Annotated in this window: 13 protein-coding genes; 3 read left to right on the plus strand and 10 right to left on the minus strand. The window is 48.4% G+C overall.

Features of this window, described 5'->3' with window-relative positions; all coding sequences use genetic code 11:
• The first annotated feature begins 98 nt into the window (after window positions 1-98).
• A complete protein-coding gene (locus tag MHI42_RS13145) occupies window positions 99-230 on the plus strand; it encodes a hypothetical protein (protein ID WP_256704057.1) in 132 nt (43 codons plus the stop codon).
• A 112-nt stretch (window positions 231-342) separates the two neighbouring features.
• Here MHI42_RS13145 and MHI42_RS13150 read toward each other — a convergent pair whose 3' ends face one another.
• The 5 genes from MHI42_RS13150 to leuB all read right to left on the minus strand — a co-directional run bounded on the left by MHI42_RS13150 (window position 343) and on the right by leuB (window position 5,964).
• Entirely contained in the window at window positions 343-1,887 is a 1,545-nt protein-coding gene (locus tag MHI42_RS13150) for a leucyl aminopeptidase (RefSeq protein ID WP_342424084.1), read from the minus strand.
• Between the two features lie 145 nt (window positions 1,888-2,032).
• The gene (locus MHI42_RS13155; protein WP_042134493.1) at window positions 2,033-3,136 is read right to left on the minus strand and encodes an ATP-binding protein; all 1,104 of its coding nucleotides are present in this window, start codon (window positions 3,134-3,136) and stop codon (window positions 2,033-2,035) included.
• A gap of 332 nt (window positions 3,137-3,468) precedes the next feature.
• Window positions 3,469-3,876 (minus strand): hypothetical protein, encoded by a 408-nt coding sequence (locus tag MHI42_RS13160; RefSeq protein WP_039301477.1) that lies wholly within the window; start codon window positions 3,874-3,876, stop codon window positions 3,469-3,471.
• 228 nt (window positions 3,877-4,104) lie between these two features.
• A complete protein-coding gene (locus MHI42_RS13165) occupies window positions 4,105-4,644 on the minus strand; it encodes a peroxiredoxin (protein ID WP_039301479.1) in 540 nt (179 codons plus the stop codon).
• Between the two features lie 237 nt (window positions 4,645-4,881).
• Entirely contained in the window at window positions 4,882-5,964 is a 1,083-nt protein-coding gene (gene leuB / locus MHI42_RS13170) for a 3-isopropylmalate dehydrogenase (protein ID WP_039301483.1), read from the minus strand.
• Between the two features lie 255 nt (window positions 5,965-6,219).
• Between leuB and MHI42_RS13175 the strand changes: the two genes are divergently transcribed.
• Window positions 6,220-7,200 (plus strand): aldo/keto reductase, encoded by a 981-nt coding sequence (locus MHI42_RS13175; RefSeq protein WP_076248689.1) that lies wholly within the window; start codon window positions 6,220-6,222, stop codon window positions 7,198-7,200.
• Between the two features lie 104 nt (window positions 7,201-7,304).
• On the opposite strand, the gene MHI42_RS13180 is transcribed toward MHI42_RS13175, so the two are convergent.
• The 4 genes from MHI42_RS13180 to MHI42_RS13195 form a co-directional block, all read right to left on the minus strand.
• A complete protein-coding gene (locus MHI42_RS13180; protein WP_342424085.1) occupies window positions 7,305-8,393 on the minus strand; it encodes a DUF4097 family beta strand repeat-containing protein in 1,089 nt (362 codons plus the stop codon).
• 19 nt (window positions 8,394-8,412) lie between these two features.
• Window positions 8,413-8,910 (minus strand): hypothetical protein, encoded by a 498-nt coding sequence (locus MHI42_RS13185; RefSeq protein ID WP_039301491.1) that lies wholly within the window; start codon window positions 8,908-8,910, stop codon window positions 8,413-8,415.
• A gap of 128 nt (window positions 8,911-9,038) precedes the next feature.
• Window positions 9,039-9,503 (minus strand): zf-HC2 domain-containing protein, encoded by a 465-nt coding sequence (locus tag MHI42_RS13190; RefSeq protein ID WP_042134489.1) that lies wholly within the window; start codon window positions 9,501-9,503, stop codon window positions 9,039-9,041.
• Window positions 9,500-10,042 (minus strand): RNA polymerase sigma factor, encoded by a 543-nt coding sequence (locus MHI42_RS13195; protein WP_042134488.1) that lies wholly within the window; start codon window positions 10,040-10,042, stop codon window positions 9,500-9,502. Before MHI42_RS13195 ends, MHI42_RS13190 begins: the two co-directional genes overlap by 4 nt.
• Window positions 10,043-10,315: 273 nt before the next feature.
• On the opposite strand from MHI42_RS13195, the gene MHI42_RS13200 reads away from it, so the two are divergent.
• Complete coding sequence (locus MHI42_RS13200) at window positions 10,316-11,461, plus strand: response regulator (RefSeq protein ID WP_342424086.1); 1,146 nt, start codon at window positions 10,316-10,318, stop codon at window positions 11,459-11,461.
• Between the two features lie 108 nt (window positions 11,462-11,569).
• Here the strand turns inward: MHI42_RS13200 and MHI42_RS13205 are convergent, their stop codons facing one another.
• Window positions 11,570-18,655: a SpaA isopeptide-forming pilin-related protein gene (locus tag MHI42_RS13205; RefSeq protein ID WP_342424087.1), complete on the minus strand. Its 7,086-nt coding sequence runs from the start codon at window positions 18,653-18,655 to the stop codon at window positions 11,570-11,572.
• Window positions 18,656-19,048: the final 393 nt, after the last annotated feature.

Consider the following 19,048-nt stretch of genomic DNA (forward strand, 5'->3'; position numbering starts at 1 on the left):
GTCCCTAGAGAAATGAATACAATTCGTTTAGAATCCTTGGCATGCGGGTATGTTAGTTATAAGCAATTACAGCCAGACCATACCAAGGAGGAATTACCATGAACACCAAAAAGACATTGTTTACTACGGTAGCATTGGGAGCAGCCTACTTGCTGAAGAATAAGAATACGCGGGACAAGATCATGAATGGGGTCCAGTCCTTTACTGCACAGATGAAAGCCAGAAAATAGGATGTAACTCAACCTAAACTCGCTTCTTCCAAAAATAGCCCTATCTTAAACAGCCGCAGTCCCGGGAATCCGGAGACTGCGGCTGTTTAGCTTCATACGGGTCATAACAGTTTTATGATGAGGACTGCGCAGTATCTGCCTCGAATCCAGAGCCAGGAGCTAAGCGGAGCAGATATTCCAGCAGCGTTCGCACCATCACCCCCGTTGCCCCCTTCGGGTTCACTCCCCGCTCTTTCGACAAAAATGCCGTTCCGGCAATGTCCAGATGAATCCAGGGCAGACCTTCGGCAAATTCGCCGATGAATAATCCGGCTGTAGTAGCTCCGCCGTATCTTCCGGCAGCATTGCGGATATCGGCGACCTCGCTTTTTAGCATCTCGCGGAACTCCGGATAGACGGGCAGGGCCCATATCTGCTCGCCTGACAGCCTGGAGGCCTCCAGAAGCTCCGCCAGGAACTCTTCATCATTCGTTACAGCGCCCGTAGCCACATCGCCCAGAATGGACAAGACGGCCCCGGTTAGCGTGGCGACATCAATAATCCGTTCCGCCCCCCACTCCCGCGCGTACGTGATTGCATCTCCCAGAACCACTCTGCCTTCCGCATCGGTATTCAGCACTTCAATCGTTCTTCCGCTGAGGGAGGTTATAATATCACCCGGTTTAAAAGCATTGCCTGCCGGCATATTCTCCGCCGACGGAATAAGCATGACGACATTGATCCGGGGGCGCAAACGCCCCAAAGCCTCCATGACTCCGAGTACTGCGGCTGCACCGCCCATGTCACTGATCATATCCTCCATGCCAGGAGCTCTTTTGAGCGAAATGCCTCCAGTGTCGAAGGTGATGCCCTTGCCGACAATCCCCACCACATTCTCCCACTGATTGGTTCCCTGATAGCGAATGGCTATCATACGCGGCGGATTCACACTGCCTTTGCCTACGGCCTGTAATCCGCCCATTCCTTTAAGCTCAATCTCACGTTCATCCAGCACCTCAGCTGGAAAGCCATGGCGTTCGGCTACTTCGATGGCTGCTGCAGCAAGCTCTGAAGGGGTCAGCAGATTACCCGGGAGATTGGTTAAGTCCCGGGCCAGATTCGTTGCTTCCCCAAAAGCCTGCCCCCGCAACAAGCCTGACTTCCAGCGCTCATCCTCTGACTCTTCGGTCTGACGCTCCATATGCAGCCTTACGGCGGTTAAGCCGGCGTAGCCCGGCTGCTCCAGCTTGTATTGTCTGCGGCGGTAGGCCCCAAGGACCAGGCCTTCTGCGAGGGCCTGGCCTGCTGTCTCTGCCTTCAGGGCCTCAGGAAGCTGGTTCAGCTGATCCGGGATCTGCACAATCAGAGTATCTGCCTTCAGTCTGTGAGCCGCCCTAGCGGCCTGCGCCATCATCAGCCGCAAGTCATGGACTGCTGCGCTGCCATTGCCGCTTCCGGCCAGAATGACAACCGGCAGCTCCGGACGGCCAGTCACCGGCAGCAGATAAATTTGCCCCAGCTTGCCGCTAAACAGCCCTGCCCTGGACAACAGGCTGATCCTCTCCGCCCATTCGGCCGAAAGTCCTTCTCCCTGCGCCTGTGCCTCCGAGACTATGAAACATAAGGCATCGCCTTGCAGCGAAGCTGCCTCTGAACCGCTGCTCCATTCAATATTCATGCTGCATCCCTCCACTGACTCACTGTATTATTCCAAATAAAACAGACAGGGCTGATCTCCCGCACATGACCGTGCACTGCAGGAATCAGCCCTTAATATATTGATTATAACCCGGAAGCCTGGAAATACCGAGTCTATTGTTCGATTAATGAATGAGCGGAAGCGAAATCACGAACCGGGTTCCCTCATTCAGCCGGCTGCTGACAGAGATGCAGCCTCCATGATTCTTGATGATACGGTCACTGACCGAGAGTCCTAATCCCGTACCATTCTCCTTCGTGGTAAAGAAAGGATTGAACAGCCTATCCAGTGTGCAGATATCCATGCCTTTGCCATTGTCAGAGATAAAAATCCGCACCTCTGTTCCTTCTTTGCGCGCTCCGACCTCTATTCTGCCCATGGAATCATCCGCTCTCTCCGAGATCGCTTCCATAGCATTCCGAATCATGTTTAAGACGACCTGCTTCATTTGTTTCGTGTCTCCGGAGATGAACAGATCTTCCTGAAGCACCTGCAGATTAATCTGGCAGCCCTTCATCAGAGCTTCACTCTCCGTAAGCAGAACGACTTCCTTAAGGAGCGCCGAGACAGGAATCATACTGACCTGTGGCACCGAAGGCTTGGAGGAAGTCAGAAATTCATGAATAATGTCATTGGCACGATCAATCTCAGCCAATATAATCTTCGCATACTCCTCCTTGCCGAGCAGGTGAAGATGGGGATGCAGCAATTGTATAAAACCCCGGATCGCAGTCAGCGGGTTGCGGATCTCATGAGCAATTGAAGCCGATAATCTGCCGAGCATCGCCAGACTGTCGTTCTGGTATGCTGTCTGTTCAATCAGCTTGAAGTCTGAGATCTCTTTGAGCGTGAACAGGTAGCAGCCCTTCATCTGCTCACCGCTGCAGAGAGAGGCGCGCCAGTACCGGCCATATTCATCTACAAATTCATAGCTTGGCTTACCTTTGACCACCATTTCACGGTAGCTACGCAAAACGAGCTTCTTCTTAAAACGGCTTAGTTGAATATGGCTTATCAAATGAGTCAGGGTGCAGCCAAGCAGAGAATGACGGCCCAGCTCCAATATGCCGTACATCTGCTTGTTTACAAACGTCAGAACTCCCTCTTCATCAAAAAGCAGAATCCCGCTGTCGATATGCTCCAGAACATCCTCATATGTAGTATCCATCGGTCCGGATTGAAACGTTCTTGCCGGTAAAAGCAAGCTTTCCTGATATTGGCTTATCACGATACGAAGTTCCCCCTTTTACTGCAATTGACGAAGACGCTTAAGCGACATCAAATTACTATGTATATGAGTATATGACGAAGCCGCCAGAACATTCGGAAATCGTATTATATTATCCAACCGTTTCAACTATATTCCAATCATATCCAAGAGAAGAAGACAACGCAATCGGAGAAACTGTCGAATGATAAAAATATTCTTAAAATGATTCTTAAGACACATTAAATATCGTTAGAATGTTTCGTTTCCTGCAAATACAATGAAAAGAGCCTCCGCATTTCGCGAAGACTCTCCTCTTTTATGACATTGCGTGGAAGCATTAAGCTTGGTATTCAGGCTTTCTGCTGCAGCCGGTGGCGCCGCTGACTCATAACCGCCAGACGCTTCTTCAGTTCACGTTCCCATTTGGTATCGCCAATTTGTTTGGCTACGGCCAGCAGGTCAAGCGACATGTCGATTTGGCTGCGCACAATAGCGAGCGGATCCTCGCTCTCCATATTTATCACATTCTCGAAGATCGCTTCCTCATCTTCCATTACATAATCCTGGAAATCAACATCCGTAACTCCGTCGCCATGGGCATATTCTGCCAGGATTTCATATTCATTTTCGACTTTATAATGTACCTCTACCCGGTGGCATACCGGACAAAAAAGCAGGGGAACATTATGGACTTGCGTGCGATAATGCTTTAGGGTCCCCTTAGTTCCAACCATACTCGCTCCACAGCAAAAGCTCATTTTTGTTCACCCTCCTTGATTTTTTCCGTTGAATTCCTATTATTATATTACACAATGGCAGGAGAGATTCCTCTCCTTGAAGCTATATATTAACCTTTACGCCCATTTTCAAACGGCTTGTCCGCTAAGGAAGAGCCGTTTGGTGCAAAAAACCCCCTTGACGGGAAATACTCCCGCAAGGAGGTTCTCTTCGTATATCAAAGATCGCAGCTGATGAGGACCGGCAGCTTACAGATTCTTGTCGCCCGGTTTCCAGTTCATAGCGCACAGCCCGCCGGATTGCAGGGCCTGCAGTACACGCAGAGTTTCTTCTACACTGCGGCCTACATCATTGTGGTTAACCACTTGATATTTCAGTTCGCCGTCAGGATCGATAATGAACAATCCGCGGAGTGCGATACCTTCTTCTTCGATCAGGACGCCGTAATCGCTGGCAACCTTCTTCGTGATATCAGACGCCAGCGGGAAGTTAACCGGACCAAGGCCATTCATATCCTTAGGGGTTGTCAACCAGGCTTTGTGGCTGTGGATGGAGTCGATGCTCACACCAAGAATTTCTGTATCGAGTTCTGCGAAATCAGCCGCAGCATCACTCAGTGCTGTAATTTCGGTCGGACATACAAATGTGAAATCAAGCGGATAAAAGAAGAATACAAGCCATTTGCCGCGATAGTCGGACAAGCTAACCTTACCGAAATCCTTACCGTCGCCCGTTACTGTCTCCATGAAGAAATCAGGGGCTGGTTTACCTACCAAACGTTCTGCCATTGCTTAAATCCTCCTTTGATTATGTAAGAAAAACAACTACGGTGCCGTTAGCCGGTGCAATATGCTTTTCTTGATTTTGATGGATGGTTACATTGTTGCTGCTACAGAACAAATGTTATCATCGTACAAAATCAAAGTCAATATTACATTGATTACTTTTTTATAATTATTATAAATAAGCAACATTTTGTGAAGTTTTTCTTCTTTCTGCGTCAAAGGAGGGCATATGTGGTAGAACTAGGCTTTGCGGATAGCGGCAACAATCAGATCGCCCATCTCTGTGGTGCTGATTGCCTTGCTCTTGTCTACAGCGATATCGCTGGTCCGGTGGCCGGCATCGAGTACCTCTGCGACAGCTGCTTCTATGGCAGCCGCTGCCTCTTCGTAGCCGAAGGTCATGCGGAACATCAGCGCAAGCGACAGAATCGTTGCAATCGGATTCGCGAGCCCCTGGCCGGCAATATCAGGCGCAGAGCCATGTACCGGCTCGTAGAGGCCGTAGCTGCCTTCTCCCAGTGACGCGGAAGCCAGCATCCCGATGGAACCGGTCAGCATCGCTGCTTCATCACTCAGGATATCTCCGAACATATTCTCAGTAACGATGACATCGAAGCTCGAAGGACGGCGCAGCAGCTGCATTGCACAGTTATCCACCAGCACATGCTCCAGCTCTACCTGCGGATATTCCGGCGCCAGTCTGTTCACTACCTCACGCCAGAGGCGCGAGGTCTCCAGCACATTGGCTTTATCGACACTGGCCAGCTTATTGCGGCGTTTGCCGGCAATCTCGAACGCCTGGCGTACAATGCGCTCTACTTCCGTTACGTTGTATACGCAGGTATCCACAGCCTCTTCCCCGTGTTCACCCTGACGGCGCAGCTTCTCACCGAAATAAATACCGCCTGTCAGCTCACGCACCACCATCAGGTCCGTGCCTTCCAGTACTTCCGGTTTCAGCGTTGAAGCATCCTTCAGGCAGTCGAAGACAACTGCAGGACGCAGATTGGAGAACAGACCCAGTGCTTTGCGGATGCCCAGCAGTCCTGTTTCCGGACGCAGCTCCTTCGGATTGTTGTCCCACTTCGGTCCGCCAACGGCTCCCAGGAGTACGGCATCTGCACTGCGGCAGATTTCCAGCGTATCCTCGGGCAGCGGTGTTCCCCGCTCGTCAATGGCAATTCCGCCGAAGAGGGCATGCTCCGTTTCAAAAGCAAAGCCAAACACTTCTTCCGTTCTTTTCAATACTTTTTCCGCTTCTGCCACAACTTCAGGTCCGATACCGTCCCCGGCAATTACGGCGATTTTCTTAACCTCGCTCATTCCTGTCACTCCTTAGGTAGTCCTGCTGCTCGCAGACATAGTTCTTCTGTATATTGTTGTATCATAACAACAGACAAAGGACAAAGATATAGATTCTATTGAACTGATAGGCGAAGCCTATAGGAGTACGGTTACCGTATCTTGCACTGATAAAAACCGCACCGCAGTTTGCTCTTGATTCTTAAGTTGTTTACAATTAGTAGGCAAATGTTGTATTAAACCGTTAGGCCATCTTAATGAGGGAGTGATACTAAGGTGCAATATACTAAGCTTGGCAAGTCCGGTATGAAGGTTAGCCGCCTCTGTCTGGGAACGATGAATTTCGGGCCGATTACCGACGAGAAGGAAGCCTTCCGCATCATGGATGCTGCGCTGGACGCCGGAGTCAACTTTTTTGATACCGCTAACGTATATGGTTGGGGTGAGAATTCCGGCCTGACCGAGACCATTATCGGGCGTTGGTTCAAGCAGGGCGGCGGACGCCGTGAAAAGGTTGTGCTCGCCACTAAGGTTTATGGCGCAATGAGTGACAAGCTGGATGGTCCAAACGATGAGGCCGGCCTTTCTTCTTATATTATCCGCAGGCACCTGGAAGCCTCTCTGCAGCGTCTGCAGACCGATCATGTCGAACTCTACCAGATGCACCATATCGACCGCAACGTGTCGTGGGACGAGCTGTGGGGCGCCTTTGAGCTTGCTGTCAGCCAGGGCAAGATCGGTTATGTCGGCTCCAGTAACTTTGCCGGCTGGGATATTGCCGTAGCCCAGCAGGAAGCGAAGGCCCGCGGGTTCCTGGGCCTGGTATCGGAGCAGCATAAATACAGCCTCACCTGCCGCTTGCCGGAGCTGGAGGTCCTGCCTGCTGCCCAGCATCTCGGTCTTGGAATTATCCCGTGGAGCCCGCTTGACGGGGGACTCCTCGGCCGCAATGCCTTGAAGAAGATCGAAGGCAGCCGCAGCGGGGGCAATTCAGAACGTGTAGAGCAGCATAAGAGCCAGCTGGAAGCCTTTGCGGAGCTGAGTCTGGAGCTGGGCGAACCGCAGGATAATATCGCACTGGCCTGGCTGCTGGCCAATCCTGCGGTGACGGCTCCGATCATAGGACCGCGTACGCTGGAACAATTCGAAAGCGCGCTGCGCAGCCTGGAGATCACCCTGGACGAGTCCGTGCTGAAACGTCTGGACGAGATTTTCCCGGGACCCGGCGGTGCTGCTCCGAAGGCTTATGCCTGGTAAGCAGGGTTTAAGAACCCGGATCTGACTCGTATTTCGTTTCTATAGCAGGTCATAAAAAGAGCTGTTCACCGGCAATTATTCCGGTAAACAGCTCTTTGTGCGATTTATAGTGCTGTGTCCACTGTTACAGAACCATTGCTGGTGGACAATGTAACTTCATGGGTTCCGCTGCCAAGCACAGCTGTTCCATTGTTATCATCGCCATCCCAGGTAACATTCCCTTTAAGCGAACCATTGCTCGTATCCGCATGGATTGTCGCATCCGTAACAGCCGGCAGGCCCACCACAATCTTGCCATTGCTGGATTTCAGCTCCCAGTCGCCTGTCACCGCAGAATTGACCGTAATCTTGCCGTTGCTGCTCTTCGCAGATACGGAGCCGTCGATATTGCCCAGTGTAATCGCCCCGTTCGAGCTGACCAGCTCCACTTTACCCTGTATATTCTGCACGGTTACTGTACCATTGCTGGTGTGAGCCTCTACGCCTCCGGTAATATCATGGATATCCATTGTCCCGTTGCTAGTGTCCACATCCATGCCTGCCGTCAGACCGGAAGCTTCGATGGATCCGTCGCTGGTCTCTACCTGAGCGGCTAAATTCTGCGGAATGCTAACATTCAGGTAAGGTGCTTTGACATTAATTCCGAACTGGATGTTCGCGAGCCAGCCGGAATCTCCTTCCAGCTCCATGACAAGCGTGTCGCCTTCGGTCGTTACTTTCCATTTACGCTCTAGTGCGCTTGCTGCTTCACTGTCCGTATTGCCCGGCAGCTCCAGCTTTCCTTCATATTCCAGGGTGTTTCCTTGCACGCCTTCAATCTTAACCTTGCCGTCAGGCAATTCGATCCGTACATTCTTAATTTCCTGATTCACTTCTACCTTCCCGCTTACCGGGACAAGCGTTGTATTGCCCAAGATACTGCTCAGCGAACCGCCGGCCAGCACCGTCTGTGCCCCGCTTGCCGCGACAAGCACGATAATCAGTACAATCGCCCAGCCGCTCACACGGCTCTTGACATCCGATTTAATGAAGAGCCTAAGCAGCATCTCCAGCCCGAACAGAATAAGCAGTGCCGGCCAGATATAGCCCAGCGCCTCGTAAGTGATTACATCGTACTGGGCAAGTACTACAATGACCCCAATCACAATGCAGCCTATTGCGGCGGTAAAGCTGCCGATTTTCCATCTCCCCATAATTCATTTCCCCATTTCACTATACTTTAGAATTGTTCTTCAGCATTCTCAGTCCATATCCGATCAAGGCAAGAGACAGCACGATCGCCCCGATGTTCATGTCATTGAGTATTCTCCAGAGGGTTGGAAATACCGTAATGAGCATTAGCATAATACCCGCTATGACACAGCCTATGCCTACCCATACCGGATTAACATCATCATGCGGATATACCGGAGGTGCCGGCATTCCCATAGTCCAAGGTGCCCCGAAGCTGTCCGGATGGAACATCATCCGCTCATGCTCAGCCGCAGAGAGCTTCATCCAGGCCGCTTTTTGCAGCGCATCGAATAATTGATAGAACCAGAGTGCTGCCAGCGCGAACGGAAATACGGTGGGCATCGACGGAATGAACATAATACACAGCGATGCTCCAAGCATATACTCAAGACCCAGCTTTTTGAAGCCTAAATACATATGGCCCAGTCCCGGAACCATCGCCAGGAGAAAAGTGAGCCAGCGTCTTTTCTTAATCATATAATAACCTCCTAAAAGTTTTGCGGAACATCCGCTTCTTCGAAATCTTCTTGCAGCAAAGCTGCTTCTATCGTACGCAGGTTTTAATTAGTATGAATTTGCCGGAATAGCCCCTGCTGATTGTTGGATTATTTGCCTTGAGGGCCGAACCAGGCGCTGACTGAAGTGGACATTTGCCCATTAATTTCGGTAATGCCGTAGGCAAGGTGTTCAAACACACCGAACTGCAGCAGGAGAAAAGTCAGCCCCACGGCAACGCCATAATGCATCCAGGAGGTTCCCGGGGCGGTACGCCGTCTGGACATCGTTGCTTTAATCACCCGTTCCCTGCGGCCATTCTCCATACGGTCAATCTTAGCCATCACATCCGCTGTAAGATCAGGGAAGTCCATAGGCTGCATTGCTTCCTGGCCAAGGCCGTCCAGCCCGGCTTCCATCTCATTCCACAGCGCCGCGAGACCGCGTGCCTCTTCCAGCCATTGCGCGCAGTCGGGACAGGACTCGGCATGCAGGCGGATTGTCTGCTGCGCCTCAGGCGGCAGCTGGCCATCGATATAATGCGGCATCCATTCTTTTACTGTTGCACAATTCATCGCCATTCCTCCCCGCTTTTGCGCATCATCTGTCTGGCCCGATACAGCTGCGATTCAACCGTTTTGACCGAAATCCCTTTCTGATCGGCAATCTCCTGATACGAGTGTCGCTGAAAATAGTACAGCTGCACAACCGACCGGTACGGCTCTGTCAGACTGTTCAAATTCTCACCGAGCTCCTGGGAGGCTTCCTTGCGGAGTGCCGCCTGCTCAGGCGTTTGCGAAGTCACCCAATCATTCTCCGTGTAGTCCGCAGTGCTCCGGTGCCGCCATTCCCGGTCATTGGCCCGTTTCCAGTCCAGACAGGTCCGGTAAGCAATCCGGTACAGCCATGTGGAGAATGAAGACTGTCCTCTGAAGGAGGGAAGAGCCTTATAGGCCTTGATGAAGACTTCCTGGGCCATATCCTTGGCCGACTCGGCTTCTCCTGTGATTTTGATGCACACACTGTATACCATGCCCTGATAACGTGTCACCAGGTGCCCGAAGGCCTGATGCTCTCCGCTGAGCACAGCAGTAATCCACTCCGTCTCTTCCAAGTAATTCTCCCCTCCTTCAGTTACATAACGTTAGACGCCGGGCAGGCTGATCCCCCTGCAGGACATGCGAAATTATTAAAAAAATAATTTTTGAAGCCTATTTTACTTTACTATATCCTACATGGGGCTTATCCTCTACAGAAAGGGAATTCCTTTTTCTTGTCGAATTCATTTATCATCATGGCTAGGCAGCATACAAATAGAAACGGCTCCTCCTCCTTAAGAGGATGTTATCCGTTTCAGCGATAAAGATAAGGAAAGCGGTGGACAGAAATGATTCGAGCTATGCTAGTGGATGATGAACGTCTTGCACTTATAAAACTTCAGCTCATGCTTGAAGAATTAACGTCAGTACAGATCCTTGCCGCCTTTACAGACCCTTATGAAGCGGTAAAAGCAGCACCGGAGCTGGACCCGGAAGTTATTTTCCTGGATATTGATATGCCCGAGATGAATGGAGTTCAAGCTGGTGAAATCCTGCAGAATCTTTGCCCCCGTGCCAAAATCATATTTGTGACTGCATACAATAACTACGCTGTAGATGCTTTTGAGCTAAACGCACTTGATTATGTATTGAAGCCGGTAAGCAGAAGCAGGCTGGTGAAGACTATTCAGCGGCTGGAGGAACGGATCGAGCTGGAGCCCGACAATAAAATTACAGATCATCAAATCATGATCCGCAGCCTCCAGTCCCTGCGTTTCGAGCGCGGCGGACAGCCGCTAAGCAATATTCGCTGGCGTACCTCGAAAGCCCAGGAGCTGTTTGCTTATCTTTTTCATAACCGTAACCGGTTTGTCAGCAAGGACAGCCTGATCGATCTCCTGTGGCCTGATTTCAATCTCAAAAAAGCCTCAACCCACCTGTACACTACCATTTATCAGGTAAGACAGTGCTTGAAGCAGGGAGAAATCGATCTCCCCATCAATAATGTCAGCGGCGGAGAAGGGTACACCCTGGAGACCGGGGGCGCTTTAATTGACAGCTACGAATGGGAGAAAGGCCTTCTTACTCTGGAGCCGGTCAGCGCTGGCAATATTCAAGAGCATCAGCGTCTGCTGGATTTCTACACTGGTGATTATTTGGCCGACTACGATTATTTGTGGGCTGAGAGTGAACGTCAGCGGCTCCGGACGATCTGGCTGCATCATGCGCTGAGTCTGGCAGCGTTCTATATAGAGACCAGCAAACTCCCGGAGGCTGTTACGATATATCAGCGTATTGTCCATCTTCAGCCTTATTTCGAACAGGGATATTTCGGACTTATGAAAACGTATGATATCATCGGTGAACGCTCAGGGGTCGAGGAGCAATATAACACGATGACAGCTCTTTGGAACGGGGAACTGGGAATCGGCCTGCCGGCAAATATAACCCGCTGGTACGAGGAATGGAAACAGCATAATTTCAGAAGTCTGTGAATCAATCTTATTCTTCTGCTGAATATAAGAACAAGACAACCCGCCCGTAGCATTTGCTTCGGGCGGGTTGTCTGTATACCAATGTAATCTTGTTTATGCTGTCACTTATTACTCCGGTTTATTGCGTGTCTTGAATCTCCGTGCCAGGATAATCCCCAGAACGATCAGTCCCCCACCCATCAGATACAATGGAAGCGGACTTTCTTCCCCTGTCTTAGGGAGATCTCCAGGCAGGCCATCTTCACCGGAGGTTGTATCAGTTACCGTACCTGTCGGCACCTCGTCAACACCCACCTCAATAATGATATCCTGATCATTGCCGTCTTCATCCGTTACAGTAATGGTGAACTTATCCTTGCCTGTATATCCCGGATCAGGAGTATAAGTCCATTTGCCGTCTGGTGTAATGACTACTGTACCATGTGACGGTTCCACACTAATGCTTGGAATGCCGCCCAGCGGAATTTCCCCATCGATTGGAATATCCTCAACAGTCGTTGCTGACGTAGCCTGTGGTGTCGGTGCGCTGCTTACTGCAGGTGCAGTAGGACTTAAGGTCGCTATTGGTGTAGGTCCCGGTGTAAACGTCACGCCAGGTACTCCTGTTGCGGAAGGACCTGGTGTACTAGTTACACCTGGCGTTACCGTACTAACCGGAGTAGGTGTTGGAGTAACTACCGGGTTCGTTCCGGGAGCTCCTGTCGGTGCCGGTATGTCTTTATTCGTAATTGGGGCCAGCACCTTTTGTACCTTCGAATCAATGATGATGCTGCGCTCCGTTGAATCCAAATAATAGCCGGTTGGAGCCACGGTTTCCTGCAGTGTGTATACACCAAGCTTCAAATCCTTAAATTCAATCTCACCATTCACGTTGGTAATCCCCGTTGCCACTACGCTCTTGCTGGAATCATAAAGCTTGAACTCTGCTCCGGCAAGCTTTCTCGCTGCGTTACCTTCGGCGATCTTAACGAGCTTGATTGAACCCAAGGTCTCTTGGTTTGTGATTGGTGCTAATACCTGCTGTACCTTCGAACTAATCGTAATAGTGCGCTCCGTTGGATCTAGGTCATATCCCGCTGGAGCCTTTGTTTCTTCCAGTGTGTACGTACCCAGCTTCAAATCATCGAATACAATTTCACCGTTCGCATTGGTAGTTTTCGTTGCTACAACATTCTTGCTGGAATTCGTGAGCTTGAACTCTGCTCCGGCAAGCTTTTTCGTCGCGTCAGCAGCGTCTACCTTGATGAGTTTGAGTGAACCCAGGGTTTCCACGTTCTTAATCGGAGCCAGCACTTGCTGTGCCTTCCCGCTGATTGTGACATCCTTCGGCGTTGAATCCAATTCATAGCCGGCCGGAGCCTTTGTTTCTTCCAGCGTGTACGTACCCAGCTTCAAATCATCGAACACAATTTCACCGTTAGCGTTGGTTGTCTTCGTTGCAACCACAATCTTGCTGGAATTCGTGAGCTTGAACTCTGCTCCGGAAAGCTTTTTCGTCGCGTCAGCAGCGTCTACCTTGACTAGCTTGAGCGAACCTAAGGTTTCCTGGTTTGTAATTGGAGCCAGTACCTGCTGGGCTTTCACAGTGATTGTGACATCCTTCGGCGTTGAATCTAATTCATACCCGGCTGGTGCCTTTGTTTCATCCAGCGTGTACGTACCCAGCTTCAAATCATCGAACACAATTTCACCGTTCGCATTGGTAGTTTTCGTTGCTACAACATTCTTGCTGGAATTCGTGAGCTTGAACTCTGCTCCGGCAAGCTTTTTCGTCGCGTCAGCGCCGTCTACCTTGACTAGCTTGAGCGAACCCAGGGTTTCCTGGTTTGTAATTGGAGCCAGTACCTGCTGGGCTTTCACAGTGATTGTGACATCCTTCGGCGTTGAATCTAATTCATACCCGGCTGGTGCCTTTGTTTCTTCCAGTGTGTACGTACCCAGCTTCAAATCATCGAACACAATTTCACCGTTCGCATTGGTAGTTTTCGTTGCTACAACATTCTTGCTGGAATTCGTGAGCTTGAACTCTGCTCCGGCAAGCTTTTTCGTCGCGTCAGCGCCGTCTACCTTGACTAGCTTGAGCGAACCCAGGGTTTCCTGGTTTGTAATTGGAGCCAGTACCTGCTGGGCTTTCACAGTGATTGTGACATCCTTCGGCGTTGAATCTAATTCATACCCGGCTGGTGCCTTTGTTTCCTCCAGCGTGTACGTACCCAGCTTCAAATCATCGAATACAATTTCACCGTTCGCATTGGTAGTTTTCGTTGCTACAACATTCTTGCTGGAATTCGTGAGCTTGAACTCTGCTCCGGCAAGCTTTTTCGTCGCGTCAGCAGCGTCTACCTTGATGAGCTTGAGCGAACCCAGGGTTTCCACGTTCTTAATCGGAGCCAGCACCTGCTGGGCCTTCCCGCTGATTGTGACATCCTTCGGCGTTGAATCCAATTCATAGCCGGCCGGAGCCTTTGTTTCTTCCAGCGTGTACGTACCCAGCTTCAAATCATCGAACACAATTTCACCGTTCGCATTGGTAGTCTTCGTTGCTACCACAATCTTGCTGGAATTCGTGAGCTTGAACTCTGCTCCGGCAAGCTTTTTCGTGTCATCAGCGCCGTCTACCTTAACTAGCTTGAGCGAACCCAGGGTCTCCTGGTTCTTAATCGGGTCCAGTACCTTCTGTACATTAGAATCAATCGTAATATTCTGTGGTGTTCCATCCAAGTCATATCCGGCTGGAGCCGTCGTCTCCTCCAGGGTATAGACTCCGACCTTCAAATTATCGAATACAATTTCACCGCTGGCATTGGTAGTCTTTGTTCCTACCACAACCTTGCTGGAATTCGTGAGCTTGAATACAGCTCCTTCAAGCTTCTTCGTCCCGTCAGTTGCATCGACCTTAACGAACTTAATTGAGCCGATGGTTTCTATATTCGCAATCGGGGTCAGAACAAGCTGATCCTTCGAAGTAATCTTGACATTGCGTACCCTTGCATCCAAATCATATCCGTAGGGGGCCTTGGTTTCCACCAGGGTATAGTCCCCAAGATTCAGATCTGTGAATTCAATTTCACCATCGTTATTCGTAACACGCGTTACCGCCACATTTGTGCTGGTATTCGTGAGTCTGAACTCTGCTCCGGCAAGCTTCTTATTCACATTATTATAATCTACCTTACTTATCTTGAGTGAGCCCAAGGTTTTGGTGTTCTTAATTGGGTCCAGCACCAGCTGATCCTTTGAATCAATCTTGATAGTACGCACTGTTCCATCTAAATCATATCCGGTTGGAGCAATAACTTCCACCAGCTTGTAATTTCCGAACTTTAAGTCACCGAATACAACTTCACCATTTTCTTCGGTAATAGCTGAGGCAACAAAAGCATTGTTGCTTGCGTTATACAAATCGAACTTTGCTCCTGAGAGCTTCTTTGTCCCGTCAGCCGCATCTACCTTAACGAACTTGAGTGAGCCCATAGATGCTTTATTGGGTATTGCATTCAGAACAAGCTGTGTCTTGGAATCAATCTTGACATCACGCACCGTCCCATCCAGTTCATACCCGGTTGGTGGTACGGTTTCCTTCAGAGTGTAAGTTCCAAGATTCAGATTAGTAAATATGACTTCACCATTACTATTAGAAGTAGCCTCTTTAACCAGAACATTGCTGATATTATAAAGTCCAAACTTTGCTCCCTCAAGCTTCTTAGTGGCATCAGCTGCATCCACCTTTATAAACTTGAGTGACCCCAAGGTTGTTGTATTTGTTACCTGCAGCGTCTGCTGATCCTTTGAGGTAATTGAAATATCACGTATTGTCCCATCCAGATCATACCCGGCCGGAGCTTTGACTTCCTCCAGTTTATATGTTGCAACCTTCAAATTCGGGAAAATGATCTCACCACTGGCATTCGTAGTTGCTGCTGCAACCTGAACACCGCTGGTATTGTTCAGCTCAAACTTGGCTCCTTCCAGCTTCTTTCCGGAGACGGCATCTACCTTGATGATCTTAAGTGATCCTATAGTTGCTGTATTCTTGATAGGCTCCAGCACCTTCTGTACTTCGGAGTCAATTTTTACACTCAACATCGTACTATCCAGATCATATCCATACGGAGCTGTTACTTCTTTAATGAAATAATCTCCGAATTTCAAATTAGCGAATATAGCTTCGCCGTTAGTATTGGTAGTGGCAAATTTATTCAATGAAACTTTGCTGGAATTAAACAACTCAAACTTTGCACCTGTAAGCTTCTTGGTCGCATCATCTTTATCCACTTTGATCAGCTTAAGCGAGCCGTAAGGATCATTCGTTACAGTCAATGGAACGGCTGTTGTTGAATTGATGGTAACCAGACGCGCTGTAGTATCGAGTATATAACCTGTTGGTGCCTTGGTTTCCTTCAGGACATATTTACCAAGCATCAAATTCGGGAATTCAATTACACCATTCGCATTGCTTGAGAATGTCCCTGGAACAGTAACCAAATCCGCACCTACTTTACGCTGCAAGGAGAACTGGGCTCCGGACAGAGTTTTTGTACTGTCCGTATTCATTTTGGTCAGCTTGAGCGCGCCTCTAATCCCGCTGCCCGTGCCCCCGCTCTCACTAATCCAAACGCTGTCGTTGGTTGAGGTCGATTTATTTACCTGCGTATAACCCGTTCCGCTGAAAGCTACGGAATTAGTTACGTTTACTGTTCCTACCGCAGTAATAGCAGATTGATAATTGAGCACATAAGGTTCAGCAATAGGGTTTATAAACACCAGCTTAAAGCTGTCATTACCACTGGAGTCTGTAATGATATCGAGTGTATAGTCTTTCCCCTTTTCCAGCGTGGTAGAAGTTGGGGTCACATCGCCATTTGGCTTGATTGTAGTTGTAAAGAGCTTGAAGCTATCCGGCAGCAGCACCTGATTTGTACTTGGAGTATCCAGAATCTGTACACCGCTCACCTTGGACTGATTCGCATTAATGATCAATTGCCAGTTTACGAGCGTATTATCAGAACTATCCACAGCTCCGGATTTCACTATATATTGACCGCCATTTTTAACAGATGCGTCCCCTGTTAAAGCATTAGATGCCGCATTATTCGGTGCTCTATACAACGTGGCAGTATTAATGACTTTATCCAGACTGATGTCGTCCCCAACAAACTTTGTTTTGAAAACAACATAGAAGGCATAGTTAACTGCTCCTGAGAATTCAACCTTAAGCTTTCTTCCGCCGTCGGTTAAACTTGCAGTGTAGCCGGTAGTTATAGGGTCTCCTTTTACTGCAGTCCCTGTGTTATTATAATTCAGCTCATATAACTTAACAGAGCTAACGTCAGTAGTAGGGTCCGCCCCTACCATTTGCTGGCTTGCCGGAAGCGTGTCAATTAACATTGTGCCTGCAGGCAGACTTCTCTTGTTATAGTTCGCTCCAACTTCCCAGGTAATTTCTTTATTTAATAGATCGTAGCTGCCTGTCTTCATGCCGTTATTCTTAACTTTGGTATCAGGATCGAATTTGCCTTTAGAGGTATACGGTGCGCCTGATGTATTCTCATCCCAGACCATGGATGCAGTATTTTCAAAAACTGTACCGCTTGTTAAGCTGTAAAAATCAAAATTGGTAGTGTACGTAACGGTATAAGCCTGATTGATTTCTTTTATGAATTTTATTTTAAAGCCGTCATCTTTACTGAAGGTATTAGTCCCAACCGGGATTAGTTCATAATCAGTCCCCTTAGTAAGTGAAGGAGAAATAGCCGGCTCCCCCATTAGCTTCAGCCCACCGAGATTAAACGTATCCGTCAATACCAGATCGGTCATTGTTTTCTTGTCTTCATTGATTTTAATTGTCCATTTTACGGTTTTATTCGCGTAATCTACATCATAACCATTCTGTTTAGTCAAAATTTGCTGCGCGGTATTAACGTCAGCCGTTTTCTTTATCCCGTTATAGTTAACCTCATTAGTAATGGTCTGTTTATCGTATACACGGCTGGCCGCTTTCGTTTTGTATACAATCCGGTACGCGGATTGTATATCATTATTAAATTTGATTTGGAAACCTTTCTGATTATCAGCTCTGTCAGTTAAAGGGGTTATAGTATAATCCGTATCCCTTACTAAAGTTCCGTCATTCGTAGCGGTTCCGTCCGAGCTGATCTTCATTTTGTAAATAACAATTGAACCATCCATTAAATCTTGGGTTTTATTAAAATAGTCCTTCAGAACAGCTTTATCTGCCGTAATTGCTTTCTCATTGTAATTATATCTGATTTCCCAGTTAATGGTCTCATCAGCCAAATTATATGAACCGCCTATCTTCTCCAGGGTCTGGCCCAGTTGAATTTGGGCTGATCCGGTTGCTTCGCCTTGGCTGGCACCATTATCAGTGAGTTTGGCTTTGTTAGTATAGGTAGTCTGCTCCGTAACCGGAAGCTTCGCCGTAAATTTCACCCGGTAAGCTTCGCTGATAGGATTATTAAATTTAAGATTTAATTGAGTGCTGTCACTGCCTTCCGTGCTGTAAAGCCCCGTGCTGACCGGCTGGCTGCCCTGGGTCAAATCTCCGTTAATATTTACCGCGAGTGGATACACAGCGATCGAAGAGAGATCCAACTCCTGGCCATCCAGCATCGGATCTGTAATTGCTGCATCGCTGAGTTTATTTAAAAGCGTGTTGATATCTACCGTCCACTCAATCTTATTCGCATTATATTTTTGCGGCAGAGGTATCCCTGATTTGGTGATAATATCCCCCTTAGCAGGTTTAATGTGAATGGTTATTTCGTTATTAGCATTCCCGGCTATCGGGAAAGGAAGCACCTGTACCGTGCTGCCGGTGGTTTTAGTTTGACTGAGCTTGAGTTGAACCCAGAAGGTACCTTTAATTTGTGAGTAATAATCACTAATGTTGTTGAAATTAAAAATAACTGTGTTGTCAGTTTTTACTGTATAAGTTCCAACATCACCAGTCGGGGACTCGCTGAAGACCAGCGCCCCTTTCATTTCTTTGTCAATTTGAAATTGATCAGGGAGCTTATAGGTATACGTAGCATTCCCCTTATAGATCGGATTGTTATCTTCATCCTCCGGAAGCTCATAGGTTAAATCAAGCCTAATGGTAGAATCGATCTTATATACGGTATCTGTTACCTGTGTGCCATCACTTTCGTACACTGATAATGTCACGCTTTTCACAATGTTTTCAGTGATTTGAGTATCATTTGCATCCGCATTTACATTGGTGAAGAAACCCATTGCATTAGCGAATGATGTTACAAACAGTATTATTCCGAGCCCCAGTGCCCATTTTTTCTTTTTCATTAATCTCAAGACCTCTCCCTCTTTCATATGTATAATTTGTTCTTACTTCAGTCGCGGAATGATCAGATAAGACATTAGAGCAGTGACATGAACAATTTCTGAACAGCTAAGTAATTTCCCCATTTCTCACTCCAATTTCCTAAAAACCGCTTAGTATTGACAAAGAAAGTGCCAAAAGGCGTGATTATGACAAGATAAATTGTAACTAAAGTCACTGATAAATCACTGACAAACCGCTGATAAACTCACAAATCCCGCTAAGAAAAA

The sequence above is a fragment of the Paenibacillus sp. FSL E2-0178 genome (assembly GCF_038593005.1).
GTDB classification, from domain to species: domain Bacteria; phylum Bacillota; class Bacilli; order Paenibacillales; family Paenibacillaceae; genus Paenibacillus_AQ; species Paenibacillus_AQ phytohabitans.